The following is a 26,276-nucleotide window of genomic DNA, read 5'->3' as shown; positions in this document are numbered from 1 at the left end:
CAAATCACCTAATCTCTGAAAAATTATGTACTTTTGTGACGTAAACATCTTGTAAGATTCAATGGAAGCATTCACATTCAATACGGCCGAACTGATACTGCTATCAGCCGCAGGCGTTCTTTTGATCGTTCAACTTATCTACTATCTCGGACTGTATAACCGGATACACACCCACAACCTTGCTGTTGGAAAAGATGAAGTACACTTCGGACGGGAACTTCCCCCCCTGTCTGTAGTCATCTGTGCACGCAACGAATCGGAAAACCTACGCCGAAACCTGCCCGCTATCCTAAAACAGGATTATCCGGACTTTGAAGTAATCGTCATCAACGATGGTTCTACGGACGAAAGCGAAGATCTCCTGTCAGAGTTGGAAGAAGAATACCCGAACCTGTATCACAGTTTCACACCGGACAGCGCGCGGTACATCAGCCGGAAGAAACTGGCACTGACGCTGGGCATTAAAGCCAGTAAATATGACTGGCTGGTATTCACCGAGGCCGACTGCACTCCGGTCAGTGACAAGTGGCTTCGACGGATAGCACGCAATTTCACGCCGAGTACAGACATCGTACTGGGATATAGCGGTTACGAACGGGGAAAAGGATGGCTACACAAACGGGTATCTTTCGACTCGCTTTTCACCTCGCTTCGTTATCTGGGTTTTGCCCTGGCGGGTAAACCGTACATGGGCATCGGGCGCAACCTGGCCTACCGCAAGGAATTGTTCTTCAAAGTCAAAGGATTTTCTACCCACTTGAACATGCAGCGGGGAGAAGATGACCTGTTTATCAACCAAATTGCCAATGAAAACAATACCCGGGTGGAAACCTCACCGGATTCAGTGATACGGATGCAACCTGTGGAACGCTATAAGGACTGGAAAGAAGAAAAGGTAAGCTATATGGCAACCGCACGCTTCTATAAAGGTTCACAACGCTGGTTACTGGGGTTGGAAACCGCCACGAGGCTATTGTTTTATGTCGCCTGCCTATCGGGAATCGTATTCGGTATCCTCTCTTTTCACTGGCTGGCTGCGGGACTGGCTCTATTGTTATGGATCGTACGTTATTCGGCGCAAGCCTACGTCATCAACAAAACAGCCAATGAGATGGGAGACAACCGCTCTTACTACTTTACACTACCGGTTTTCGACATCATCCGTCCGCTACAATCCCTGAAGTTCAGACTCTACCGTCTCTATCGCAGAAAGGGTGATTTTATGCGAAGATAACTTGACTACTCGTACCGCATAGAACTGGCTGGATTGATCTTGGTAATCAAATAAGAGGGACCGACCAACATTAATACAGAAGCCAATAAGGTGCCGGCATTGATCAGAAGGAAAAGCCAGATGTTCATGGAAACCGGCACCATACTTACATAGTAAGTTTCGGGATCGAGTTTAAAAAGTCCCAACTGTGACTGCAAAACACAGAAAGTAATCCCAATTGCATTTCCCCACAACATCCCTTTCCCAATCAGAAAAACAGAGAACCACAGAAATACTTTACGGATAGTGAAATCATTGGCTCCCAAAGCCTTCAGGATACCAATCATCTGTGTGCGTTCAAGGATGATAATCAATAATCCGGAAATCATCGTGAAGCCGGCTACCCCAATCATCAGGATAAGAATGACCCATACATTCAGGTCGAGCAGATCGAGCCAGGCAAATATCTGAGGATTCATTTGTTCGATGCTCTGTACGTAATAAGTCCCCCCGTAAACATCTTGCTTATTGTCCGTATCAACGGCTATACCATAGGTTATATCTTCCAGTTTGTCATAGTCACGTACCTGCAACTCTGCTCCGCTCACTTGTCCGGGGGCCCAGTTATTCAAACGGTTCACCAAATACAAGTCAGTCAGCAGAAAGAGATTATCATATTCAGAAAAGTTCGTTTGGTAAATACCTTTCACCGTCAATCGGCGGGCACGCACATCTTTCTGGATAAAATAGGCATATATTTTATCTCCCAGTTTCAGTTTCAGCCGGTCAGCTATCGCTTTCGATATGACCACCTGATTGGTGGAAGCCGTATCACTGAAGACCGGTATCTCTCCTTCTACCAGATGGTCGCGGAAAAAGGCAGGATCAAACTCCGGACCGACACCTTTGAGCACCATGCCCTGAAAAGCGTCATCTGTCTTTATCATCCCCGGTTTGGTGGAATATCGCTGCACATGTTTCACTTCCGGACGGGCGGAAAGAGCGATCATCATACTGTCATCCACCACAACCGGATGAGTTTCGTAGGACCCTACCGCATCAAAATTACTGATTTGGATATGGGAGCCGAAGCCGATCACTTTATTACGTACCTCACTCTTAAAACCAATCACTACAGATACGGCAATGATCATCACCGCCAAGCCGATAGCAATGCCAATCATGGCAATCAGGACAGCAGGACGGGAAACTTGTTTCCCCCCGTCCGTATCACGATAAATCCGACGGGCAAGAAAATAGGAAAGCCTCACCTTGCCCTTCTCTTTGGAAAAGGGAACGGAGTTGCTTTGACTATGTGAATGAATGGATGACATCAGGTCTTATTCTGTTCTTCCCGGATAAGCCTCCAATGCTTTTTGCAGAACAAAGAGCGCACGGGTTAAATCTTCCTTTTTCAATACGTAAGCAATACGGACTTCATTCTTTCCGGAGCCCGGAGTAGTATAGAAACCGGAAGCCGGAGCCATAAACACTGTCTGTCCTTCATACTCAAACTCAGACAGACACCAGGCACAGAATTTATCCGAATCATCGACCGGTAACTTGGCTACTGTATAAAAAGCTCCCATCGGAATGGGGGAATAAACACCCGGTATACGGTTCAGACCGTCAATCAGACATTTACGGCGCTCAACGTATTCGTCATAAGTTTCGCGTGAGTACTCTTCGGGAGCATCCAGTGAGGCTTCGGCAGCAATCTGTCCGATCAGCGGAGGACTCAAACGTGCCTGACAGAACTTCATCACTGCATCACGCACTTCTTTATTCTTGGTTATCAAGGCACCGATGCGGATACCACATTCCGAATAACGCTTGGAAACAGAGTCAATCAGTACCACGTTATTCTCAATTCCTTCCAGATGGCAAGCCGAAATATAAGGGGAACCGGTATAGATAAACTCACGGTACACTTCGTCGGAGAAAAGGAAAAGATCATACTTCTTCACCAAGTCACGGATCTGGTTCATCTCACGTCGGGTATACAGATAGCCGGTCGGATTATTCGGATTACAGATCAAGATACCCTTGGTACGTTCGTTGATCAACTCTTCAAATTTCTCTACTTTCGGAAGAGAGAACCCCTCCTCAATTGTCGTAGCAATGGTGCGTATTTTAGCTCCGGCCGAAATGGCAAAAGCCATATAGTTGGCGTAAGCAGGTTCGGGAACAATGATCTCGTCTCCCGGATTAAGGCACGACATGAATGAGAAAAGTACAGCTTCGGAACCTCCGGTAGTAATGATTATATCATCTGCTGTCAGGTTGATATTGAATTTCTCGTAATATCCTACTAATTTCTCGCGATAGCTACGATAACCGGCACTGGGACTATATTCAAGCACCTTGCGGTCGATGTTGCGTATCGCGTCAATCGCGGCCTGAGGAGTGGGCAGGTCCGGCTGTCCGATGTTCAGGTGAAATACATGGATTCCCCGCTGCTTGGCAGCATCTGCCAGGGGAGCCAGCTTTCTGATAGGAGATGCAGGCATCTCTGTTCCGCGAATCGATATGGTTGGCATAATCTTGAATTATAAATGGTCAATTAATAAATATGAGCGGCAAATGTACACAATAAATCGGACACAAAGACATAAAAACTTTAAAAACCTTATCAAGGGTAAAAACGTTGTGGTAATATCAACGGAAAACGATACATTTGTATAACTACAAACCTAAAACGATAACATAATGACCATAAACCTGATCACATTTGCATCGATTCTGCATAAGCAAGCCACTGTACGTAGTTCGCACGAAGCGATTCTCAGTGAACTGGAAAAATATTTCACCGTAAATTTTATTGATTACCGGGACATCAGCCAGTTGCCAAAAGATGAATTCAGCATCATTTTCATTGCTACCGGAGGGGTAGAAAGACTGGTAATGCAATGCTTCGAATCGCTCCCCCGCCCTGCCATTATACTGGCCGACGGAATGCAAAACTCCCTGGCTGCAGCACTGGAAATTTCCTCTTGGTTACGTGGGCGGGGTATGAAAAGTGAAATCCTCCATGGAGACTTTATGAGTATCGTTCAACGAATCCAGGTACTTTATACCAATTTCAAGGCACAACGTTCATTAGTAGGGCTTCGCATCGGAGTGATCGGCACCCCTTCTTCATGGCTGATTGCAAGTAATGTGGATTATCTGCTCGCAAAGCGGCGTTGGGGAATTGAGTATCTGGACATTCCGTTGGAACGGATTTATGACGTATACGACCGTATTACAGACAACGAAGTCGGTGCCTCATGCGCCGCGGTTGCTTCGCAAGCTCTGGCATGCCGTGAAGGGACTCCCGAAGATATGATTAAGGCAATGCGCCTTTACCGGGCCGTCAAGCGAATCTGTAAAGAAGAAAAACTAAGCGCCGTCACCCTGAGTTGTTTCAAACTGATAGAGCGCACCGGTACTACCGGTTGCCTGGCTCTTGCCATGCTGAACGACGAAGGGATCATTGCCGGATGTGAAGGGGATCTGCAATCTGTATTTACATTACTCGCCGCCAAAGCACTGACCGGGAAAGTAGGTTTCATGGCAAATCCTTCAATGATTAACGCCCGGAGCAACGAAATAATACTGGCACATTGCACAATCGGAATGAAGCAAACCGAACGTTACATCATCCGCAGCCATTTTGAAACGGAAAGCGGTATCGGTATTCAGGGACTGCTGCCGACCGGAGATGTCACTATCGTGAAATGTGGTGGAGAATGTCTGGACGAATATTACCTTTCTACGGGAACTCTGACCGAAAACACCAATTACATCAATATGTGCCGTACACAAGTACGTATAAAAATGAATGCACCGGCTGATTATTTCTTGAAGAATCCACTCGGGAACCATCACATTTTGTTACAAGGTAATTATGAAGATGCACTGAACGAATTCTTACAGGCAAACTCCTGTAAACGTACGGAGTAAATGCACTCAGGGCTTAACGGAGGTAAATTCAGAACTCACCACAGAGAATACAGAGTGACACGGAGAGAATCTCAGATCATTGGTTACCAACACAGATAATCTGTGTTACCCCGTATTCTCCGTAGTGGAAAGAGTATTGACACATTCCTCCCGTCAAGGCCTAATTTAATACATGCAATGAAAGACACACGATATATGAAAAGAATCTTCCTATCAGTACTGTTTATCTGTACTTTCCTTTCTCATCTTACTGCACAAACAGGCAAAGAAAGCGAACTTATCAAGCAGAATTATATCCGGTCGGTTATCGGACAGGACGAGAGCAAACAAGCTTTCTTACAACTATTATCTAAAATTCCTCCCGAAAAAGAGGTATCCGACCAGAACGTTATCGAACTTCAACAACTTTACCCTATTCGCCGGGAAGAGATACACCGACTGATCAGTACGATACGGGGAGACGGTTCATGGCCGGACATCAATTATGCCGATACCAAACGTTCGGGATGGGAACCGAAACAACACACAGAGCGGATACTGAAACTAACCAAATATTATGCCCGCGAAAAAGAGAATGCTTCCGCACAGGAGATTTCAGCCGTAACCAGCATTATTCACCAAGCCATGAATTACTGGTTCACCGAAAAACTGGTCTGCAAAAACTGGTGGTACAATCAAATAGGTATTCCCCGCACCTTGGGACCGGCTTTCCTCCTTTTCGAAGCAGAAATAACGGAAAAAGAAAAGCAGGAAGCCGTGCGGGTGATGGAACAATCCCATTTTGGCATGACAGGACAGAACAAAGTATGGCTGGCAGGCAATGTACTGATCCGGGGCTTGCTCTTGAATGACTCCCAACTGGTAAAAGAGGCACGGGAAAACATTGGCTCGGAAATCGTACTGGGACAGAAAGAGGGTATTCAGCCGGACTGGAGCTTCCATCAGCATGGTCCCCAACAACAGTTCGGCAATTACGGACTTTCTTTCCTCTGCAACATGAGTTTTTATTCCGAACTGTTTGCCGACACCCCTCTTGCATTCAGCCAGGAACAACAGGATATCCTTGTATCCCTTCTTCTGAAAGGGTATCAGTGGATTGTATGGAAAGGTCATTGGGACGTAAACGGATTGAACCGGCAACTCTTCCACAGCGCCGATCTTCACAAATCATTCAACCTGCTCTTCGCAGCCTGCTCACTGATGAAGGGAAGCAATGAACAGCAGACACAGGAAATAAAGGCATTTATAGCCCGCAACTTTCTACATCCGGATGCAAAAAACGATTTCACAGGAAATAAGTTCTTCAAAGATTCCGACTTGACCATTCACCGTACCTCTGACTGGATGGCATCTTTACGCATGGCATCCAGTCGGGTGATCGGTACGGAACTGGTAAATGAGGATAACCTGAAGGGATATTACATGGCAGACGGAGCTGTCTATACGTATATTCGGGGAGATGAATACCACAATATTTTCCCTTTCTGGAACTGGCGTCGGATACCCGGTATCACAACCTATGAAAGCAATGCTCCCATCCCGACAGATAACGGACCGAATTCACGCAACAAAACCAATTTCACAGGTGGAGTAACAAACGGAAAACAGGGAATCACCGCCATGCACTTGAACCGTAACGGGCTATCCGCGAACAAAGTATGGATATTCACCAATGAATTTATCCTGTGCCTGGGAAGCGATATCCATGCAGACAGCACTGCCACACTTATCACCTCCATCGATCAACGGTTCAAGAATGGTGAAATATGGACGGAAGGAAACCGCCGTTATTTCCACGACAACACCGGATATATCCTTCTGCAGGACGAACTTTGCCTGGCACTGGCAGAAAAGAAGAAAGGACAGTGGCACGACTTCATGGGAATGTACGCTCCCCGGATGTTGGAAGATGAAATTTTCTCTATTTACATCAAACATCCGTCAGGTGTCCCTGCTACTTACCGGTATTTGGTGCTCCCGGCTTCCACTCAGGAGAAGACGGCTGCATTCGATATTTCAAAAGTACAGGTATTGCAAAATGACAAAAAGGCACAGGTGGCATTTATCGACAAAATGTACTACGTTGCTGTTTGGCAGGCAACGACTCTCAAGCTGTATAACGGAAAAAAGATACCTATAAAAAAACCGGGAACCTATCTGTATCGTGCAGACGGTACCCCGGTTTCCCAAGCTGTTTTTCCCAAAGGAGAGATCTAAGAATCTACCTTCCGGCTATCTCATATTTTCAGGCAATTCGTAATATCTCACCCAGTCGACCTCCATCTGTACGGGAAGCTCCGCATCGTCTATCTCTCCTGCCCATCCCCCGAGTATCTGGTTGAGCAGCAGGAAGAACGGAACATCGAAAGGCCACTGCACAGAACCCTCCTCTTTGATGCGGGGATAACTGAAAGTGAGCGAATCATTGATGAACATATCAATCTTATCCGGTGTCCATTCCATCCCAAACACATTAAATTCATGCGGATTGTAGGATGCAGTGGTATAATAGTCCGGATCTGTTTTATGTCCTAACACTTTGATATATTCGGTATGCATGGTATGATAGACGAATGTATCTTTGTTCAATTGTTCCATTATATCGATCTCTCCACATTTGGGCCACGCACCATACGTTGTAGAATCGGTCGGTTTGAGCCAGATAGCAGGCCAGGAACCTTTAGCACTGCCCAGTTTGGCACACACTTCAAAGCGTCCGTACAAGAAATCTTTTTTACCCAAAGTCTCGACACAACCGGCCATGTAGCGGATCGTATCATTCGGATCGCTATTGGGCAAAGCACGCAAAATCAACTTACCGTCTTTTACGAATGTAACAAAGTTATTGTCCCGACAAAAGGGATGCCAAGGAGAGAACACCCACTTTTCCGGATCGGGTGTACCGTCTTTCTCGAACTCATCTTGCCAAGTGAGCTTCCAGTCTATATCGCTTTTATAAAGCTTACGGACAGGAGTATCTTTACAGGATGACAATGATATGCCGGCAAATGTCCAAAAGACAAACGGCAAGGTTAACAATAAGTTTTTGTGTTTCATGATATATTGATTTAAAGTGAGACCTCCACCCATTTTCCACCATGCCATTCGGTCACTGTCTCAAACCCGTCCTTCCGTAAAGCCTCCAATGCTTCGGGACGTCCGCTGTTGATACGTTCGGGATAATGCGAATCACTGTTCACCTGTACACGGACACCCAACTCCTTCAACAACGGGAAATAGCGTTCGTTCGGGAAGAAGGTACCCAAGTGATGCAAAGCCTTGGTATTGATCTCTACGATATACCCTTTGGCCGCAACAGCAGAGAAATAATCGTGCATCAAGTCATCATACCAAGGTTCGTCCAACAGGCCGGGACGATAACAGGCTGCATTGTGATGCATCTTGTCGGCATGTCCTAAGATATCAAACCCTCCCAATTCCACCATCCGCAACAGACGTTCGTAATACAGACGTACCACACGATCGAGATCACCACCGAAATGCTGATCGACAATATCCCTGAATACTTCCGCACACACATCGATATCAACCACTTCTTCCCGGTCGTTATAGAGCAAATGTACCGAGCCGATACGATAATCGAGCGGCAATTCGCGGAAACGCGGCACAGCCGGATTACTGTCTTCATTCAGGTAGTCTATCTCCAGCCCGATAGCGAGTTCAATCTCCGAAGCATACTTCTCCTTCATCCGGGCAAACTCAGCCAGATAGTCGTCCATACGATCCCACTCCATCGTCCAATGGGTAGGGAACGGTAGCGGAGCATGCGAAGAAATACCATAGGATGTAAATCCCTGGCTGATGGCAAAACGGATAAAATCCTCCATGCCGGCCCGGCCGTCACAATAGAGGGTATGGCTATGATAATTAGTCAGATTCATGATTCTATTTCACTAAGTTCAAGCCAGCGCATGGTTTTCTCGTCTATCAAATCGTTTACCTCCGGCAGCCGCTTTGATTTATCGGTCAGTTCATCCACCGAAAGTGTACCGCTGCAAAGCAGTTCCTCTATCTGTGCTTTCTCGGCTTCCAGCCCGGCTATTTCTTTCTCCAGTTGTTCGAACTCCCGTTTCTCTTTGAAACTCATCTTACGCTTATCGTTCAGACGGACACGGGCTGTCTTTTCCTCCTGCGGTTTCTCAGCTTCCTTCTCCTTTTGGGACTTCGCTTCTTTCCAGTCCCGGTAATCGCTATAGTTACCGGGAAAGTCACGGATATCTCCCTGTCCATTGAATACCAGCAAGTGATCGACCACCTTATCCATAAAATAGCGGTCATGGGAAACGACAATCACGCATCCCTTGAAGTTCTGCAAATACTCTTCCAGCACATTCAGGGTAATGATGTCGAGATCGTTTGTCGGTTCATCAAGTACCAGAAAGTTCGGATTACGCATCAGCACGGTACAGAGATAAAGACGACGGCGCTCTCCACCGCTCAGCTTATAAACATAGCTGTGTTGAGTTTCGGGAGTAAACAGGAAATGTTGCAGGAACTGAGAGGCTGTCAGCTTCTTGCCGTTACCCAGCTCAATCACTTCGGCGATATCCTGCACAACGTCAATCACCTTCATTTGCTCGTCAAACTGCAATCCGTCCTGCGAGTAATATCCGAAACGTACGGTCTCCCCGATATCCAGCGTACCGCTATCGGGCTGCACCTGTCCCATCAATATCTTTATAAAAGTAGACTTACCCGTACCGTTGTTCCCAACAATCCCCATCTTCTCGTAACGGGCAAAGATGTAAGAGAAATCTTCCAATATCTTCAGGTCACCGAAACTCTTATAAAGATGATCGGCTTCAAATATCTTACTGCCAATGTAGGAAGCCTTCACCTCCAGTTTCACATTATCGTTGTTAAACCGTTGTTTGGCTACTTTCTCCAGTTCGTAGAAAGCATCTTCACGATACCGGGCTTTATGTCCGCGGGCTTGCGGCATACGGCGCATCCAATCCAGCTCGGTACGATATAAATTATTGGCACGCTCTATCTCTACCGTCTTCGCCTCAATCCGTTCCTGGCGTTTCTCCAGATAATAGCTGTAATTCCCTTTATACTGATAAACCTGACAGTTGTCTATCTCGATGATTTCAGAACAGACCCGGTCGAGGAAGTAACGGTCATGCGTTACCATCAACAGACTAAGGTTCGTACGACGAAGGTACTCTTCCAGCCATTCGGTCATATCAAGATCGAGGTGGTTGGTGGGCTCATCCAGAATCAGCAAGTCCGGTTCGGTAATCAGGGCATTGGCTAAAGCCACCCGTTTGAGTTGGCCTCCGGAAAGATGTTTCACCTGTTGCTCAAAATTCCGTATCTTGAGTTGAGAAAGAATCTGTTTGGCTTTCTGTTCGTACTCCCAGGCTTTTTCATGGTCCATACGCACCAACAGGTCATCCAGTCCCGGATGTCCTTCGGTTTCCATACAGCGTTCGTATTCCTTAATAAGCTCCACCGTACTGTTGCCATGATGAAAACAGGCTTCCAATACAGTCAGTTCTTCGGGATATTGCGGATCCTGTTCCAGATAGTCTACACGAAGGTCACGGCGGAACACAATATTTCCACTGTCATATCCTTCCTTACCGGAAAGTATATTCAGCAAGGTGGTTTTACCTGTACCGTTTTTAGCTATCAAGCCGATACGCTGTCCTTCGGCAATACCGAAGGAAATATTTTCGAAAAGTACCAGATCCCCAAAGGATTTGGTAAGGTTATCTACTTGCAAATAAGGGGTCATAATAATCGTATATGATAAAATGTGGTTAGTGTGCCAGTGCTTTCTTATATGCCTCTGCCACCTCGCATCTTTCTCCGGCTTTCACCCGGCTCCACAACAGTTTCATCGGATCAATCAGATGTTCCGCATCTTTATACCGAAGCACCGGTACTTCCCGGTTACCGTCAACCAGCGTCATCCATTCCATGCCTTCCACTTCATTAGCCAGAATCGTGCAGATGGCAATACCGAATGCCAGCCAGGGCTCTTTCTTTTTGGGCGAAAGGACACCGCTGTCAATCACCTCCTGTATCTTTTCGAGGTCTTCCTCCACACCCTGAAAGTCCTTCTTCAGCTGTGTCTTCACTGTATCTGTCACCCACTCATAAGCCTCGTTCACCTGATAGATTTCAGAAAGGCGAATGGGAATTACTTCTGCGGGATACTTCTGTCCGTCTTTACGAATTTCAAGGCTGGATATGATCTTTTCCGCCTCCTCCACACGCTCTCCTTTCGGTACGGTGAACGAACATTCAAAGGCCATATTGTCAATGCCTGTCACCCAAAGATGGCTGGTGTAATAGGTACCTTCTTCCTCAAACATCTCTTTACTATAGGCACACTCCAGTTGCCCCACCTTCACCAAGGAGGCCGAAGGATTTTCCTTGAGTTCTTGACGGATGGAGTCCTTTCCATAATTCATGCCACCTTGAGCAGCAGCATCCGCTTTATAGGCCGAGATACGGAAGTTACCCGTCCAAAGTTCGGGATTATAAAAGAGGAAGGAGCCTTCGCCGTCTTCAAATTCGCTCCAATCTGACGGATATATCATTGAGAACCATGTTCCCGGAGAGATAAATTTCTTACCTTGTATCATATTGCTTACTGAATGTTGATAACCTCACAAAAGTAACAATCCCAACGCTGATATGCAAAAAATAGAATAAAAAAACAGCCGATTCTCACGAACCGGCTGTTCCAATCATCATCTATGAATGAAGACAGCTTTTAGCGTCCTCAATATTTTCTTAACTCCAGACGGGCATAGTCCGACCGGAGAATCAATTTGTTACTGTTCAGTTTCTCTACGGCAAAATCCTGTACCCGGGCATCCATGCCGAAAGTTTTCATCTGTTCCGCCGTAGCGTCAAGTATCTGTATATGCATAGAATCGTTCTCGTAGGTATATGTCCCATAGAACTCACCATACCCCAACTTCTTCAGATTGATAATGTCCATCTGGAAACTGAAATAAGTGTCCAGCGGAGTTTCCGCATTACCATCTTTATATTCTATACGCTGCATCTGCCACATCCCATCCAGATAGCGATGCCCGAACTTCTCTCCACAAGACGTAAAAGCCATCAGGGCGACGAACAATAATAGGATTCCTTTTTTCATTTCTTCTTACCAATTAAACCTGTTTTACGAATGGTGAGCATACCGCCCCAGCTCTCTCCCAACATATTACCTCCATCCACTGCACCGGCCAGTGTGAAGCTCCATCCCGGAATCTGTTCGGGTTTATAAGTCACCTCCAACAATCCGTTCTGGTTTCTCCTGATAGTCCGGTAAGGACTTCCGTAAGTTCCCCAATGCTTGGCTACACTTACCAAAATCCGGTAATCTATCTCCGGAGTCGGACTGCCGTTCAGCCCGATATGGAATCCTTTAACACGGTTACTTTCAAAAGCCAGATTTCCATCCTTATTATATATAGGCGAGGTAACCAGCGGATTGCCGATCCCCTGTCCCCAATGTTCCCAACCGGCATACTGCGAGTTATTGTAATAATTATCAGCCCCGGTAAATGAATGATCAATGGCCGGAGTAGCAAAATAATGGAAAGCACCTGACTGGTGCTTCGTATACAAAAACTCTCCGACAACCGTCTTCACAAAAGGATTCTCCGGCAAAGTCACCTCCAATCCGGTCAGACAATCACGCCACATACCGTAAGTCAGCGTCATCCCCGAACGGTCTTCAAAAAAGTGTTCCCAATATGCTTTTACTTTCCAGGTCGGGAAATGATACCCCACAGCAGCACTGTAACTGCCTACGTGGTTTCCCAGAATATTGATCTGGTCACTCTCCGATGCGCCACTGTCTCCATTACTCGGAAAGAAAATACGGAAAAAGTCCTTCCAACTGTCCGGTGTGCGCAACACCGTTCCGTCCGGATAATAGCAATCGCCTCCGAACTGGGCCGCCATTTCAATACCCAATTCCACCGAAACCGGTGATTTCTCCAGGTTCTCGACTTTCAGGAAAGCCGCTTTCGAGTGAAACAACGTCTCTTTCGTATATTTAGAACGTCCATCCGTGAAACGCTCCTGAAACTTTTCATCCGTAAACATTCCATAAGCCACGTGTCCCTTTATATGCAACCAATGTTTGGTCCATGGAAAAGGTATATATTCGGGAATTGAAATCCGAACCTGCGGGATGGGACGGGCATTGGTAGAAAAAGTCATGCTACCGGAACTCAACTGGTCATTTTTCATTTCGTTGCCACGCTCCTTACTGCCGACACTGATTTCCATCCCCCGATAACGCAAGTCTACATAGGCCTGTTGAATGAAGAACTTAGACGTGAAGCGACTCGCACCGACCATTTCCAATCCAAAAGCATAAGAGAACTTTTTATCCTTCTCCAAATCCCGAAAGATTCCTGCATCCAAGTAAGCATTGTTTTTACGAATAGACGACAGCCCGTGCTTATTTGCCACGAGCCAGAAAGGCGTATTGTGTCCACCACTTACAGTTGCACTGGTTTCAATCTTATAGTTTAGGCCTTTGTCAAACTGCGCCTGCACAGTGGCAGGGGCTATCAGCATCAAGCAGCTGATAATGAAATAGTTTCTTCGTTTCATTCTAACGTGTGTTTGGAATATATCCAAATATTGAACGACAAAAATACAACAAAGAGGCGAAACTCATCGATATATCAGAGTTTTATTAGGATTATTTAGCTACGAACCAGACAACGGGAATAGTGATTCACTTCCCTATCGGCTGTATTCTCCTGCGTACATCTTTCGATATTTCAAGGAACATATAGTTCAGTTTACCGGAATGGATACCCTTTTCATTCTCTTTATACTTCTTATTGGCATATTGCTTCGACTTCTCGAAAGTGAGCAGGGACATCTGATTCTGTGATTTGCCTACCATGGTGGAATCTAACTGCTCGTCTGGGAAGAAGTCGTCCAGATCGACATCGCCTATCATGGTTGTTTCCAGGAAATTCATATCCTTATGCGAATTGTCGGTATAATATCCCACGAACATATGGCCGGGAGTACGCACCAGAATCGGTTCGATATTAATGGCACGGAGCAAAGAGGCAAACAAGACACTGCCATCCACACAGTTGATCTGTGACGACTCCAGTGCATCATCAAATGTACGCACACGCTGCGAATAGACCACATTGCTGGAAAGGCTGGTGTTCGACACCGAACTATAGCGGAATTTACGTTTCTGCAAAACGTTCCATAACGCATATACCTGCTTATCCACAGCTCCGGGAGCCGGATTCTGATAGCCCAGAAAGCGGTTGACGATACGGGTATTCAATGCTTCGCGCAGCAGCTGGTCGATCATCGGATTTTCTTCGTTGACATAAGCGGCAAAGAAAATACCCGTATCATGGAATTTCGTACCATTCGTCACATACCCCAGCAGGCACTCGTTGACACTGCGTACAGAGAAGGTACGCACTCGCTGTCCCAGATCTTCCCCATTCATCTCTACCGTAACGGCTACGCTGATGGGTTCTGCCTGGTTGTTATTCTTTAGCGCTTCATAGTTCCAGATGATATCGGGATAAATCGTATACTCGGTACGGGGCTTGTTGAGTACAAACTCCGACACGGAACGGGAAAAGAAAGGGGTTTCGGCTACGTCAATCCGCACACGGCTATAGGCGGAACGGGACTTCACCTTGATGGCAATGCATGATTTGGGATTGCCCAAGTATACGGAGTCACCCGGCTGAATGACCTGGGCATCAGTCGTTGCCACCGAAAGGATGGCCGAAGGAAAAATGTTCCCTCCCAGTTCATCGGTTATCTCAAAACCGGAAGTAGCAGAAGAGAACTTAAACACGGACACGCCTATTGCTATAAAGAACAAAGCGACAACCGTCCAAAGCACTTCACGTTTGCGTTGCCTGAAATCTATCTTAATCATTGTGGCATTTCAATTTATTGACATAACAAAGATACGACTTTTTTGTTGATAAAGTATCTCCGAACCTGCGGATTGTTGGTTTAAAACCAAGATGTCGTTAGTTTAAAACCAAGAGAACTTTGGTTTAAAAGGTAGGCACTGTCGGGTTTAAAACCAACCGTATCAGCCTATAGAGGCTCTCAGAGGGGATAAAATGTAATCAAATCGTAATACGTGTTTCACCCCCTCGTAACAAAAAGCCTCCATCTTTGCAAAAGAAAAAGGAATAAAGTTTAACTTTGTAGCATTACATTAACAAAGAATACAATGAACGATTACCGTATTTTAGTGGTCGACGACGAAGAAGACCTCTGTGAGATTCTGAAGTTCAATCTTGAGAACGAAGGGTATGAAGTAGATACAGCCAATTCTGCCGAAGAAGCTCTGAAAATGAATATCAGCAGTTATCACCTGCTGCTATTGGACGTGATGATGGGAGAAATCTCCGGATTCAAGATGGCCAATATCCTGAAGAAAGATAAAAAGACAGCTCAGGTTCCCATCATATTCATTACTGCCAAAGATACGGAAAACGATACCGTCACCGGATTCAATCTGGGGGCAGACGACTATATATCGAAACCTTTCTCACTGCGTGAGGTCATTGCCCGCGTGAAAGCCGTGTTGCGTCGTACCGCCACTTCGGATATGGAAAAGGTACCGGAACAGCTCAGTTATCAGTCACTGGTAATCGATATCACTAAAAAGAAAGTAAGCATCGATGGTGAAGAAGTGCCGCTGACCAAAAAGGAATTCGAAATCCTCTTCCTGCTGCTACAGAACAAAGGACGTGTTTTCTCGCGCGAAGACATCCTGAGCCGTATCTGGAGCGACGAAGTCTACGTACTGGACCGCACCATCGACGTCAACATCACCCGACTGAGAAAAAAGATCGGCATTTATGGTAAACGTATCGTCACCCGGTTGGGATACGGTTATTGTTTCGAAACGGAATAGAAATGAATACGATTCACCACAGAGTACACGGAGGACACAGAGTTTTAATCTCTTGTTTATTAAGATGTTTAAGAGAAAGATATTCTCTGTGTCCTCTGTGTCCTCCGTGGTGAATTAAACTCAAAAACAAATGAATAAAGAATCATCTGTTCTTTTGTTCTTATGTCTAAAAAAAACTCCGTGTCCTCTGTGTTACTCTGTGGTGAATCCAACTTAAAAACCAAATTTGTATGAACCTACCTGTCACCCAAAAGCATTTTCTCTCTTTCAGCCGGAAGTTATTTCTTTCGGTCATCTCCCTGTTTCTGGTCTTCGCGGCTTGCTTCATGGCCTATCAGTATCAGCGGGAGAAAGAGTATAAAGTAGAGTTACTGAACATACAATTGCAGGACTGCAACAACCTGCTGTACGAAAAGCTATACGACCACCCTCAGGATATGACTCCAATAATCACCGATTACCTGCGTCATAACGTACTGAAAGACTTACGCATCACCGTAGTCAATCTTGAAGGAAAAGTTCTTTTCGATAGCCAGGAGCAGAACACGGGACAGTTAGGCAACCACATCGGACGCGAAGAGATACAGAAAGCCCTGCATAACGGCATCGGTTTCGATGTTCGCCGCACCTCCGAAACCACCGGAGTCCCCTATTTCTACTCCGCTACTTTATATAAAGATTATATCATCCGCTCGGCTCTGCCCTACAGCGTCAGCCTGATCAATAACCTGAAAGCAGACCCACACTACATCTGGTTCACCGCTATCGTCACTCTGTTGCTAATGGTCATCTTCTATAAGTTCACCAACAAACTGGGCACTTCCATCAATCAACTCCGGGAGTTCGCCATGCGCGCCGACCGTAACGAGCCTATCGAAATGGCGATGCAGTCCGCCTTCCCCCACAACGAACTGGGAGAGATCTCGCAACATATCATCCAGATATACAAACGCCTCCACGAAACGAAGGAAGCACTCTACATAGAAAGAGAGAAGCTGATCACACACCTCCAGATTTCGCACGAGGGACTGGGGGTATTCAGCAAAGACAAGAAAGAGATTCTGGTAAACAACCTGTTTACGCAATACAGCAACCTGATATCGGACTCAAACCTTGAAACGGCAGAAGAGGTATTCAACATCAGCGAACTGAAAGAGATAACGGACTTCATCAACAAAGCTCCCAAACGCCCCGTCGGCAAAGAAGAGAAACGGATGTCCATCACGATCAACAAGAACGGAAAGACCTTCATTGTGGAGTGCATCATCTTCCAGGATATGAGTTTTGAAATCAGTATCAACGATGTCACTCAGGAAGAGGAACAAATCCGTCTGAAACGGCAACTGACACAAAACATTGCCCACGAGCTGAAGACCCCGGTCAGCAGCATTCAGGGTTATCTGGAAACCATCGTCAACAACGAAAATATCCCAAGGGAAAAGATCAACGTCTTCCTTGAACGCTGCTATGCACAAAGTAACCGCCTGAGCCGGTTGCTGCGCGACATCTCCGTGCTGACCCGCATGGACGAAGCCGCCAACATGATCGACATGGAAAAGGTGGACATCAGCGTACTGGTGACCAACATCGTGAACGAAGTGTCATTGGAGCTGGAAGAGAAGCATATCACGGTTGTCAACTCACTGAAAAAGGAGATTCAGATGCGGGGCAACTACTCATTGCTCTACTCCATCTTCCGCAACCTGATGGACAATGCCATCGCTTATGCCGGAAACAATATCCACATCCACATCAATTGTTTCCGCGAAGACGAGAACTTCTACTACTTCAGCTTTGCCGACACAGGTATAGGCGTATCGCCCGAACATCTGAACCGTCTTTTCGAACGCTTCTACCGGGTGGACAAAGGACGCTCACGCAAGTTGGGAGGTACAGGGCTTGGCCTGGCCATTGTCAAGAATGCGGTCATCATCCACGGTGGAAGCATTTCGGCCAAAAACAGCCAAGGCGGCGGACTGGAGTTTGTATTTACTTTGGCTAAAGAAAAGTAAATCCTGTCACCACACTCTGTCTTTAAACCATTTAGTGTCCAGATTCTCCAATCCGGAGTTTCCGGACAAGTTGTCTATAGCTACCTGCACAGCCTCTTTTTCGGTGGAATGGCGTCCGGACAGAGAATCACTGCTTATCCAGAAAGCCTTGAGGAAGCGGAGCCGTTCGGTCACCTCCTTCTTCCGGGCTTTTCCCGTAAACGGGGCAAGCGGATAGGCACGCACCCAATCTTTGTTCCGGTTATCCATCACCAAGCCTTCCAATTGCTCTACCGTATACTTCCCGACAAGCGCATCGGTGTATTTCCGAAGTCTGCTATATACTCCGGCCGAATCCGTAATGGCCTTGGATGCCGCAAAAACCTTTTCGTAACGTTCGCGCCCCAGCGTATTGTATACCGACCAGAACCATGCCGTATCCAGCACACCCATAGAAATCTCCAAGGCCGAAAGGGTGGTGTAAGGCGTAAATCTCGACTCTTCCATATCCCGATGATACTCCCTGGTATAAGCATAGAAGAAGTCGGCCGCAGCGGTCAGCCCTTCCCAACCGATAGCCCCTTCCGTCATCCTGAGCCAACGGGGGGAATATACAGCCATCTCGACCATGCGCTTCGGAGTAATGCCGGCACGTTCGGCAAGCATCTTCAACCATTCCGGTGTGTCCGTAGGCAGAGGGGCACAATGAAGCATCAGGTTGCAGAACATGCCGATACGGCTTTCGCTGGTATCATAGTACCACTTGTCCAGTCGTATGAACTTCTCCTTCCTCATCAGGCTCAGCAGGCGGATCATCACTTCGGCACCGAACACCCCGTCCAGTTTCTGGGCCAGCGAAGTAACATCGGTACGGGCTTTCCCCCGTTCCAGTTCGATGTCCAGAATGCGTACGGTCACCTTTTCCAGCACTTTCTTAAATCCACTGAAATCATAATCCCGGCAGTCGGTATATATCCGTCCGTCCCTTCCCTTTTTCTGATAAAAAAAGCCCGCAGCCTCCTCTATCAGCGTAGGCGAAAGCGGGCGATCCATCAGTTCGGTGATCAAGGCATCTTCGGACAGAAGTCCCATCTGGTAGGCCCTGCCGAAATCGACGGCACGAATGGGAAACTCAACCGGATAAGGCTCTACCTTATAAGAAAGGAAATTACACAAGCGGTACAACTCGTAGCGGATCTTGAAATCGGTTATAAACTCATTATCCGTCAGCAAACGTTTCGGATGTTTCAGCCAGCAATCTATCCAATAGCAATGAACCAGTACGACACGATAATCGTGGGAGGAACCATACCATTCGCGGACGCTGTACAGAAAGGTGATATTCTGGGGAGTAAGCATCGGAAGCAAATGAAGCAGGACGTAGTGTGAATACTTCAGATACACCTCCTGGTCGCGGTAATCCCACTCCAATGCCCAGAGAATCTCACTCAGTGCATAGGGATGTTCAAGGCGCTCCAATGCCTGTTCGTATGGCGCCAGAGGGATTTCTCCGTATAATTTATCAAGTAACGTACCGAAACCTTTGCGCCAGACACAAGTCCTCGAATGTGACGCCATAAGGCACATTTCCAACAGAAGTGAGTAATCACGCACTTCTTCTTCATAAAACCGTATCCATACATCGGCAAACGGATAGCGCCCTATCGCTGTTGGTGAATCCGAATCATGCTTCGCACTTTCAAACTGTTCTTTGAACAAATGCACCTCCCCCCAGGGATCGCTATAGGTCAATTCACCATGAATTACGATCTGATATTGCAGTTTGTCAAAAAGATCAAATACTTCTCCTGACTGTATTCCTTTAAAGATTGCCTCTGTAGTTGGTTGTCCTTTTTTATTCTTCATGTCTGACTTGTTTGTTGTGTGTATAACGTTTTCATCACTGAGTACAAATATAGAATAAAAATACTATCTTTGTCCCATATCAAAACAAAAGATTATGATAAGCAATGTAAAATACCTTTCATTTATACTGTTATTGGTGCTTACTGCCTGTAAAAGCGGCCCCGCGGCCAGCCAGGAGCAGAACGGAAAGCAAGATACGGTTAAAGTTTTCAATTTACCCGACATACCCGTAGTGCTGAACACGGTGTCGCAACGGGCAGATTATATGGTAAAGCACTATTGGGATCGCTTTGACTTTACAGACACCACCTACGTCAGTCAGATCGACGTTGCCGAACAGGCTTGGGTGGATTATTGCGATTTGTTGGAACATGTGCCCTTGTCCGACGCGCAAACTGCCATAAAAGAGACGATCGGCCGGGCCGGGAAAAACAAAAAGATGCTGGACTTCTTTGCGGAACTGGCCGATAAATATCTCTACGACCCTAACTCGCCTATGCGTAACGAGGAGCTTTACATCCCCGTGCTGGAAGCTCTGACAGCCTCCCCCATGCTGAATGAAACGGAAAAGATACGTCCGCAGGCGCGGCTGGAACTGGCACAAAAGAACCGGTTGGGCACAAAAGCCCTCAACTTCACCTATACACTGGATTCGGGTGCAAAGGGTACGCTTTATCAGTTCCCGGCGGAATACACGTTACTGTTTATCAACAATCCCGGCTGCCACGCCTGCTCTGAGATGATAGAAGGGCTAAAGAGTTCTCCGGTCATCAACGGGTTCATAGCCGACAAGAAGCTGAAGGTGCTGTCTCTCTATCCGGATGAAGAACTGGATGAATGGAAAAAGCACCGGAGCGATTTCGCGAAAGAATGGACCAACGGATACGATAAGGAGCTGGTCATCAAAAACAAAAACCTGTATGACCTGAGGGCTATTCCCACCCTCTACTTACTGGATAAGAACAAAACCGTATTGTTGAAAGACGCCACCCTGCAAAAGGTAGAGCAATATCTGGCAGAGCGCGGTTAAGAAAAACATACCGGAACGGAGCATTTGCCCCAAAGATGTGAAGAAGGTCGGATTATCATTTTGACAGAATGATAATCCGACCTCTCTATTTTCCATTCTTTCGGCCCGACGCACGATACGCCTCTCAAAAACGTCTCCAATTCGATTTACCGATTATCTCTTTGCCCGTAATTTCCTACTTTTGCTTACCGAAAGAAAGAGACCGGAAAGTGTTCCGTCCATAAAGCAGGTTTTAACCTTGAAACCATCTCTTTCCGACACTTCCGGAACGATCATATCGGGTGAGCAACCGGAGCAAAATCCGGAGCTATAAGCCCCGGTTTTCATAACAATATATGTAATGGAGCATAACATATAGAGATATTTGAAAAAGAAGTAAGCATTTTCGGAAAATGCTTACTTCTTTCGGGGGAAATGTAACCGTCTTTTGGAGTGAATGCTTACTGCTTTTCCGCAAAACCCCGGCTCTAATCCACCCAAAGCCCGGCTTTCGGAACAGAAAAGGCCGGCTTTCCCCTTGTTTTCCCTCCGGTTCATCCGTTTTAAAGAAAGAGTGTGTCAGTCAAAAGGCTGATTAACCATCATTCTGCCATCATAACCCTCCGGAATCAAGATAAATGGCATCGCCTATCTAAGTCATTCCAATGTGCCGCCTGACACTATCCGGACGACCTGTCCGATGTTGCTCCGTCCGTTCCGCAATGCATAACGAATAATCACAAATTATTATGCTATTTCTAATATTCTTTTTATCTTTGCAGTGCATTGGTTTGTATTCTCCGTGTACCGGGGATGCAATTAAAAGGGAATCAGGTGCAAATCCTGAACAGTCCCGCTGCTGTAAGTTTCACATCAGATTGTTGTAAGCAACCACCACTTGCCACTGGGAAACGTTTTCCTGGGAAGGCGCTTATCAACAGAAACGAGTCAGAAGACCTGCCTGTGCATCTATTTCATTGCTTTCGAGGAAAAAGCGTTGAGTCTAATGAGCCGGAATTATTCCATCCGTCATTTCATTCATCACTCTGATTCAGAGAAAGTAAGTTATGATAATAAACTCTGCCAAGTTTATTTAGTATGTCCGGCCGAAGTGACTTCGTCCGGACATTTTAACAGTAAAAAAACGAAGATGAATATATTTAGATTGCCTAAGCTACTACACGTCTGTGTTGCTTTCTGTTGCTGCCAGGGGCTTACCGTTTCACTTTTCGCCCAACAGCAGAAAGTAGATACCGCCCGTATTTATTCAATCCCCGAAGTAACCGTTGCCGAAGCTTACCACACCCGCGAAGTAAGAGCGATGGCTCCCACCCAAGTGTTCTCTAAAGAAGAACTCAAAAGCCTCAACGTATTGCAAGTATCGGATGCCGTGAAGCACTTTGCCGGAGTTACGGTGAAAGACTACGGCGGCATTGGCGGACTGAAAACCGTTTCATTGCGAAGCCTCGGAGCCGAGCATACCGCCGTGGGATATGACGGAATAACAATCAGTGACTGCCAGACGGGGCAGATCGACATCGGACGCTTCTCACTGGACAATGTAGACCGCCTCTCGCTCAGCAACGGACAGAGTGATAATATCTTTCAGCCCGCAAGGTTTTTCGCTTCCGCCGGGATACTGAACATACAGACGCTGACACCGCAATTCAAAGACAACCGGCGTACCAACCTGAGCGCCTCGTTCAAAACGGGTTCGTGGGGACTGGTCAATCCGTCTCTCCTGATCGAACAGAAACTGAGTCGGAAATGGGTGCTCTCCGCCAACGGCGAGTGGATGTCGGCTGATGGGCACTACCCTTTCACATTGCATTATGGCGAAAACAATGACCTGAGCTCGCGCGAGAAACGGAAAAACACGGAAGTGAAAAACCTCCGTGCCGAAGCGGGATTGTTCGGCAACTTTTCGGATACGGAACAATGGCGGCTGAAAGCCTACTATTATCAGTCGTCCCGCGGACTGCCCAATGCCACCACTTATTATTACGACTACTCTTCACAGCACCTCTGGGACAAGAATGTCTTCGTGCAAAGCCAATATAAGAAGGAGTTCAACCGCCAATGGGTTTTCCAGACTTCAGCTAAGTGGAACTGGAGCTATCAACGTTACCTCGATCCTGATTATAAAGGTTCGGAAGGCAAAACGGAAAACAGTTATTATCAACAAGAGTATTACCTCTCGGCTTCGGCGCTCTACCGGGTGCTCAGCAACCTCTCATTTTCGCTTTCGACAGACGCAAGCATCAACCGGCTGAACGCGAACCTGAAAGATTTTGCGTATCCTACCCGCTATTCGTGGTTGACGGCCTTTGCCGGAAAATACGTCAACGACTGGTTGACCGCTTCGGCCTCGGTACTGGCAACGGTCATCAACGAGGAGGTGCGCCAAGGCAGCGCCGCAGCCAACCGACGGAAACTCTCTCCGTACGTCAGCGCGTCGTTCAAGCCCTTTGCCGGCGAAGAGTTCCGCATCCGCCTGTTCTATAAAGACATCTTCCGGTTGCCCAGCTTCAACGACCTGTACTACGGACAGGTGGGCAACACGAACCTGAAACCGGAAAGCACGACACAATACAACTTAGGACTGACATACAGCCGGTCGATCTGTGAACTGATTCCCTATGTATCCGTCACGGCAGATGCTTATTATAATAAGGTGAAAGACAAAATCATAGCCATACCCACCAAGAACCTCTTTATATGGAGTATGGTGAACCTCGGCAAAGTGGACATCAAAGGAATCGACGTTGCCGGAAACATCAGTCTGCAACCCTGGGAGAAACTACGGGTGAACCTTTCGGGGAACTACACTTACCAGCGCGCATTGGATATGACCGAACCGGGAGGAAAAACCTACAAGCAACAAATCGCCTATACTCCCCGTGTATCCGGATCGGGACAAGCCGGTATCGAGACTCCGTGGGTGAACCTCTCCTACTCGTTCCTCTTTTCGGGCAAGCGCTATATGCTGGGGCAGAACCTCCGCGAAAACCGGCTGGACAGCTACAGCGACCATAGTGTATCCGTCAGCCGCGATCTGCGCATCCGTAACGTAAACACATCCCTGACAGTGGAAGTGCTGAACCTACTGGACAAGAATTACGAGATAGTAAAAAACTTCCCCATGCCGGGACGCTCAGTGAGAGTGACGATGAAAGTAAGATACTAAAGATACTTCAGACATTGAATCAGTAATTATCAAAAGAAACAGCAATATGAAAATGAACCCATTTAATAACAGCAGAAGCAATTCTTCTCCTCGCTTCCGGAGAGGAGCTGGAGGCGGGAGCTTCCTTTTCCTCCTCTTCCTGCTTCTCTTCGCCTCGTGTGACGACCTGGAAGACACGGATACTCCTTCGGGCGGTGGCGACGGTATGCCTGTCGAAACCGGAACAACCGAACTCTACATTCTCAGCGAAGGGCTCTTCAACCTGAACAACAGTTCGCTCGCTTTGTATTCCTTCAAGAACAATCAGCTGAATACCGACTACTTCCGCAGCATCAACCGACGCGGCCTGGGAGATACCGCCAACGATATGGCCATCTATGGCAGCAAACTCTATATCGTAGTCAATGTATCGAGCCAGATAGAAGTAGTCGACTTGCAAAGCGGAAAGTCTGTCAAACAGATACCGATGTTATCGGAGAACGGCAGTTCCCGGCAACCCCGTAACATCGCCTTCGAGGGAGGAAAAGCATACGTATGCTCCTTTGACGGAACCGTTGCGCGGATAGATACCGCTTCCCTCTCTATCGATGCACTGACCCGGGCAGGCAGGAATCCCGACGGCATTTGTGTGCAGAACGGGAAGTTGTATGTCTCCAACTCCGGAGGCCTGGACTGGGAAGGCATCGGGGTAGACCGTACGGTCTCTGTGATCGACATCCCTTCTTTTACCGAAATCAAGAAGATAGAAGTAGGTCCTAATCCGGGAAAGATACAGGCCGGACCGGACGGAAACATCTATGTAGCCACGCACGGCGAGAATATCGAAGCGGGGGACTATCACTTCGTGCAAATAGACGGTCATACTGATCAAGTGGTACGGACCTTCGACGAAAAGGTGTTGAGTTTCACCATCCACGACAACATGGCCTATTTATACAATTATGATTACCGGACTCAGGACTCGCAAATCAAAGTGTTCAACCTGAAAACCGGAAAGACGGAACGGGAAAACTTCATCACGGACGGCACCGCGATACGTACTCCTTACAGCATCAGTGTCAACCCTTACAGCGGAAACATCTACATCACCGACGCTTACGACTACAAGGTGAAAGGCGATGTGCTCTGCTTCAGCCCGCAGGGACAACTTATATTTAAGTTGCCCAATGTGGGAATCAACTCCAATACCGTCCTGTTCCGGAACAAAGCCTCGCAAGGCAATCCCGACGAAAATCCCGCAGACCCGGAAGCAGGTGCTTTCGCCAATAAAGTATTGGAGTATAATCCGGCGCCATCACAATATATGAATACTTCTTATACAGCTTACGAAGAGGGATTCACCGACGTTCAGGTATTGGCACGCGCCACCGAACTGCTGCAGGACCGTACCACCTGCCTCTTCACTCTCGGAGGATTCGGGGGCAACATTACCGTGGGATTCGACCACACCATCCCCAACGTCCCCGGTGAATATGACTTCAAGATATACGGCAACGCCTATTATGATATGTATGGCACGCTGCTGGATAAACCCGGAGGAAACTCCGAACCGGGAATCGTACTCGTATCCAAAGACACGAATGGCAACGGACAGCCGGATGATGAGTGGTACGAATTGGCAGGAAGCGAATATAACTCGCCTGCTACCATCCGCAACTACGAAATCACTTACTACCGTCCCACTCCGGTAGACGGGGATGTGAAGTGGAAAGACAATCAAGGCAAAGAGGGATACATCTACCGGAACACGTATCACACCCAGGGTTCTTATTATCCGGCATGGATGCCGGACCAAATCACATTCCGGGGAAGTCGCCTGGCGGACAACTCCATCAACGAGCCGCGTCCGGGCATGCCCGAGCATTGGGTAGGCTACTGTTATGCCTGGGGATATGCCGACAACCACCCGAACAATACGGAATATTCTCAATTCAAGATAGACTGGGCGGTAGATAAAGACGGCAAGCCGGTTCATCTGGACGGTATCGACTTTGTGAAGATTTATACAGCCGTCAACCAGAACTGCGGCTGGCTGGGTGAAGCCTCTACGGAGATACAGGCGGTGGAAGATTTGCACTACAAGAAATAAAACCAAGTGGAAAAGAGATAAGAAATGAACATTTACCAATTAC

The 26,276-nt window shown here is 47.1% G+C and carries 18 protein-coding genes and 1 riboswitch; of the genes, 8 read left to right on the top strand and 10 right to left on the bottom strand.

The features are described 5' to 3' along the window. The first annotated feature begins 61 nt into the window (after positions 1–61). Positions 62–1,234: a glycosyltransferase gene (locus R3O62_RS11990; RefSeq protein ID WP_005809282.1), complete on the top strand. Its 1,173-nt coding sequence runs from the start codon at positions 62–64 to the stop codon at positions 1,232–1,234. 5 nt (positions 1,235–1,239) lie between these two features. Here the strand turns inward: R3O62_RS11990 and R3O62_RS11985 are convergent, their stop codons facing one another. Together R3O62_RS11985 and R3O62_RS11980 are read right to left on the bottom strand one after the other, a co-directional pair. Further along, positions 1,240–2,484 carry an ABC transporter permease gene (locus R3O62_RS11985; protein ID WP_032531923.1) on the bottom strand — a complete coding sequence of 415 codons (1,245 nt, stop codon included), beginning with the start codon at positions 2,482–2,484 and terminating at the stop codon, positions 1,240–1,242. 69 nt (positions 2,485–2,553) lie between these two features. Continuing rightward, a complete protein-coding gene (locus tag R3O62_RS11980; protein WP_005776370.1) occupies positions 2,554–3,753 on the bottom strand; it encodes a pyridoxal phosphate-dependent aminotransferase in 1,200 nt (399 codons plus the stop codon). A gap of 169 nt (positions 3,754–3,922) precedes the next feature. On the opposite strand from R3O62_RS11980, the gene R3O62_RS11975 reads away from it, so the two are divergent. Beyond that, on the top strand, positions 3,923–5,158 hold the full coding sequence (locus R3O62_RS11975; RefSeq protein WP_005809286.1) for a fucose isomerase: 1,236 nt from the start codon (positions 3,923–3,925) through the stop codon (positions 5,156–5,158). A gap of 195 nt (positions 5,159–5,353) precedes the next feature. Then, entirely contained in the window at positions 5,354–7,375 is a 2,022-nt protein-coding gene (locus R3O62_RS11970; RefSeq protein WP_317472636.1) for a polysaccharide lyase 8 family protein, read from the top strand. Positions 7,376–7,390: 15 nt separating this feature from the next. Here the strand turns inward: R3O62_RS11970 and R3O62_RS11965 are convergent, their stop codons facing one another. The 7 genes from R3O62_RS11965 to R3O62_RS11935 all read right to left on the bottom strand — a co-directional run bounded on the left by R3O62_RS11965 (position 7,391) and on the right by R3O62_RS11935 (position 15,095). Continuing rightward, complete coding sequence (locus R3O62_RS11965) at positions 7,391–8,215, bottom strand: glycoside hydrolase family 16 protein (protein ID WP_022013027.1); 825 nt, start codon at positions 8,213–8,215, stop codon at positions 7,391–7,393. 11 nt (positions 8,216–8,226) lie between these two features. Then, the gene (locus R3O62_RS11960) at positions 8,227–9,060 is read right to left on the bottom strand and encodes a histidinol-phosphatase (protein ID WP_186993416.1); all 834 of its coding nucleotides are present in this window, start codon (positions 9,058–9,060) and stop codon (positions 8,227–8,229) included. Continuing rightward, positions 9,057–10,922, bottom strand: coding sequence for an ABC-F family ATP-binding cassette domain-containing protein (locus tag R3O62_RS11955; protein WP_005776365.1), 1,866 nt, complete (start codon positions 10,920–10,922; stop codon positions 9,057–9,059). The genes R3O62_RS11960 and R3O62_RS11955 overlap by 4 nt, the downstream gene beginning before the upstream one ends. 25 nt (positions 10,923–10,947) lie before the next feature. Continuing rightward, positions 10,948–11,778 (bottom strand): DUF3805 domain-containing protein, encoded by an 831-nt coding sequence (locus tag R3O62_RS11950; RefSeq protein ID WP_186993415.1) that lies wholly within the window; start codon positions 11,776–11,778, stop codon positions 10,948–10,950. A gap of 140 nt (positions 11,779–11,918) precedes the next feature. Next, positions 11,919–12,302: a lipocalin-like domain-containing protein gene (locus tag R3O62_RS11945; RefSeq protein ID WP_005776362.1), complete on the bottom strand. Its 384-nt coding sequence runs from the start codon at positions 12,300–12,302 to the stop codon at positions 11,919–11,921. Continuing rightward, positions 12,299–13,774 (bottom strand): capsule assembly Wzi family protein, encoded by a 1,476-nt coding sequence (locus R3O62_RS11940; protein WP_005809301.1) that lies wholly within the window; start codon positions 13,772–13,774, stop codon positions 12,299–12,301. The genes R3O62_RS11945 and R3O62_RS11940 overlap by 4 nt, the downstream gene beginning before the upstream one ends. A gap of 127 nt (positions 13,775–13,901) precedes the next feature. Next, positions 13,902–15,095, bottom strand: coding sequence for a hypothetical protein (locus R3O62_RS11935; protein ID WP_005809303.1), 1,194 nt, complete (start codon positions 15,093–15,095; stop codon positions 13,902–13,904). Between the two features lie 306 nt (positions 15,096–15,401). On the opposite strand from R3O62_RS11935, the gene R3O62_RS11930 reads away from it, so the two are divergent. Beyond that, complete coding sequence (locus R3O62_RS11930) at positions 15,402–16,091, top strand: response regulator transcription factor (RefSeq protein WP_005776359.1); 690 nt, start codon at positions 15,402–15,404, stop codon at positions 16,089–16,091. Between the two features lie 230 nt (positions 16,092–16,321). Beyond that, on the top strand, positions 16,322–18,103 hold the full coding sequence (locus tag R3O62_RS11925) for a sensor histidine kinase (protein WP_005776358.1): 1,782 nt from the start codon (positions 16,322–16,324) through the stop codon (positions 18,101–18,103). Between the two features lie 6 nt (positions 18,104–18,109). On the opposite strand, the gene R3O62_RS11920 is transcribed toward R3O62_RS11925, so the two are convergent. After that, the gene (locus R3O62_RS11920; RefSeq protein WP_317472638.1) at positions 18,110–19,948 is read right to left on the bottom strand and encodes a DUF5724 domain-containing protein; all 1,839 of its coding nucleotides are present in this window, start codon (positions 19,946–19,948) and stop codon (positions 18,110–18,112) included. Between the two features lie 94 nt (positions 19,949–20,042). Between R3O62_RS11920 and R3O62_RS11915 the strand changes: the two genes are divergently transcribed. The 3 genes from R3O62_RS11915 to R3O62_RS11905 all read left to right on the top strand — a co-directional run bounded on the left by R3O62_RS11915 (position 20,043) and on the right by R3O62_RS11905 (position 26,233). Continuing rightward, positions 20,043–20,978 (top strand): DUF5106 domain-containing protein, encoded by a 936-nt coding sequence (locus R3O62_RS11915; RefSeq protein ID WP_022013024.1) that lies wholly within the window; start codon positions 20,043–20,045, stop codon positions 20,976–20,978. Positions 20,979–21,727: 749 nt separating this feature from the next. Continuing rightward, positions 21,728–21,937, top strand: a riboswitch (cobalamin riboswitch). Between the two features lie 170 nt (positions 21,938–22,107). Beyond that, positions 22,108–24,144, top strand: a complete 2,037-nt coding sequence (locus R3O62_RS11910) for a TonB-dependent receptor plug domain-containing protein (RefSeq protein ID WP_317472640.1) — start codon at positions 22,108–22,110, stop codon at positions 24,142–24,144. Positions 24,145–24,190: 46 nt separating this feature from the next. Beyond that, a complete protein-coding gene (locus R3O62_RS11905; protein WP_317472642.1) occupies positions 24,191–26,233 on the top strand; it encodes a DUF5074 domain-containing protein in 2,043 nt (680 codons plus the stop codon). Positions 26,234–26,276 lie beyond the last annotated feature (43 nt).

The organism is Bacteroides hominis (assembly GCF_033042785.2).
In the GTDB taxonomy this organism is placed as follows: domain Bacteria; phylum Bacteroidota; class Bacteroidia; order Bacteroidales; family Bacteroidaceae; genus Bacteroides; species Bacteroides hominis.
Note: the sequence above shows the minus strand (reverse complement) of the source record. Positions and strands in the feature narration are given on the sequence as shown.

Coding starts and splice junctions, on each gene's coding strand:
- R3O62_RS11955 (WP_005776365.1), bottom strand. CDS start 10,922: ATGACCCCTTATTTGCAAGTAGATAACCTTACCAAATCCTTTGGGGAT.
- R3O62_RS11945 (WP_005776362.1), bottom strand. CDS start 12,302: ATGAAAAAAGGAATCCTATTATTGTTCGTCGCCCTGATGGCTTTTACG.
- R3O62_RS11980 (WP_005776370.1), bottom strand. CDS start 3,753: ATGCCAACCATATCGATTCGCGGAACAGAGATGCCTGCATCTCCTATC.
- R3O62_RS11970 (WP_317472636.1), top strand. CDS start 5,354: ATGAAAAGAATCTTCCTATCAGTACTGTTTATCTGTACTTTCCTTTCT.
- R3O62_RS11915 (WP_022013024.1), top strand. CDS start 20,043: ATGATAAGCAATGTAAAATACCTTTCATTTATACTGTTATTGGTGCTT.
- R3O62_RS11925 (WP_005776358.1), top strand. CDS start 16,322: ATGAACCTACCTGTCACCCAAAAGCATTTTCTCTCTTTCAGCCGGAAG.
- R3O62_RS11905 (WP_317472642.1), top strand. CDS start 24,191: ATGAAAATGAACCCATTTAATAACAGCAGAAGCAATTCTTCTCCTCGC.
- R3O62_RS11960 (WP_186993416.1), bottom strand. CDS start 9,060: ATGAATCTGACTAATTATCATAGCCATACCCTCTATTGTGACGGCCGG.
- R3O62_RS11930 (WP_005776359.1), top strand. CDS start 15,402: ATGAACGATTACCGTATTTTAGTGGTCGACGACGAAGAAGACCTCTGT.
- R3O62_RS11990 (WP_005809282.1), top strand. CDS start 62: ATGGAAGCATTCACATTCAATACGGCCGAACTGATACTGCTATCAGCC.
- R3O62_RS11965 (WP_022013027.1), bottom strand. CDS start 8,215: ATGAAACACAAAAACTTATTGTTAACCTTGCCGTTTGTCTTTTGGACA.
- R3O62_RS11920 (WP_317472638.1), bottom strand. CDS start 19,948: ATGAAGAATAAAAAAGGACAACCAACTACAGAGGCAATCTTTAAAGGA.
- R3O62_RS11940 (WP_005809301.1), bottom strand. CDS start 13,774: ATGAAACGAAGAAACTATTTCATTATCAGCTGCTTGATGCTGATAGCC.
- R3O62_RS11935 (WP_005809303.1), bottom strand. CDS start 15,095: ATGATTAAGATAGATTTCAGGCAACGCAAACGTGAAGTGCTTTGGACG.
- R3O62_RS11910 (WP_317472640.1), top strand. CDS start 22,108: ATGAATATATTTAGATTGCCTAAGCTACTACACGTCTGTGTTGCTTTC.
- R3O62_RS11950 (WP_186993415.1), bottom strand. CDS start 11,778: ATGATACAAGGTAAGAAATTTATCTCTCCGGGAACATGGTTCTCAATG.
- R3O62_RS11975 (WP_005809286.1), top strand. CDS start 3,923: ATGACCATAAACCTGATCACATTTGCATCGATTCTGCATAAGCAAGCC.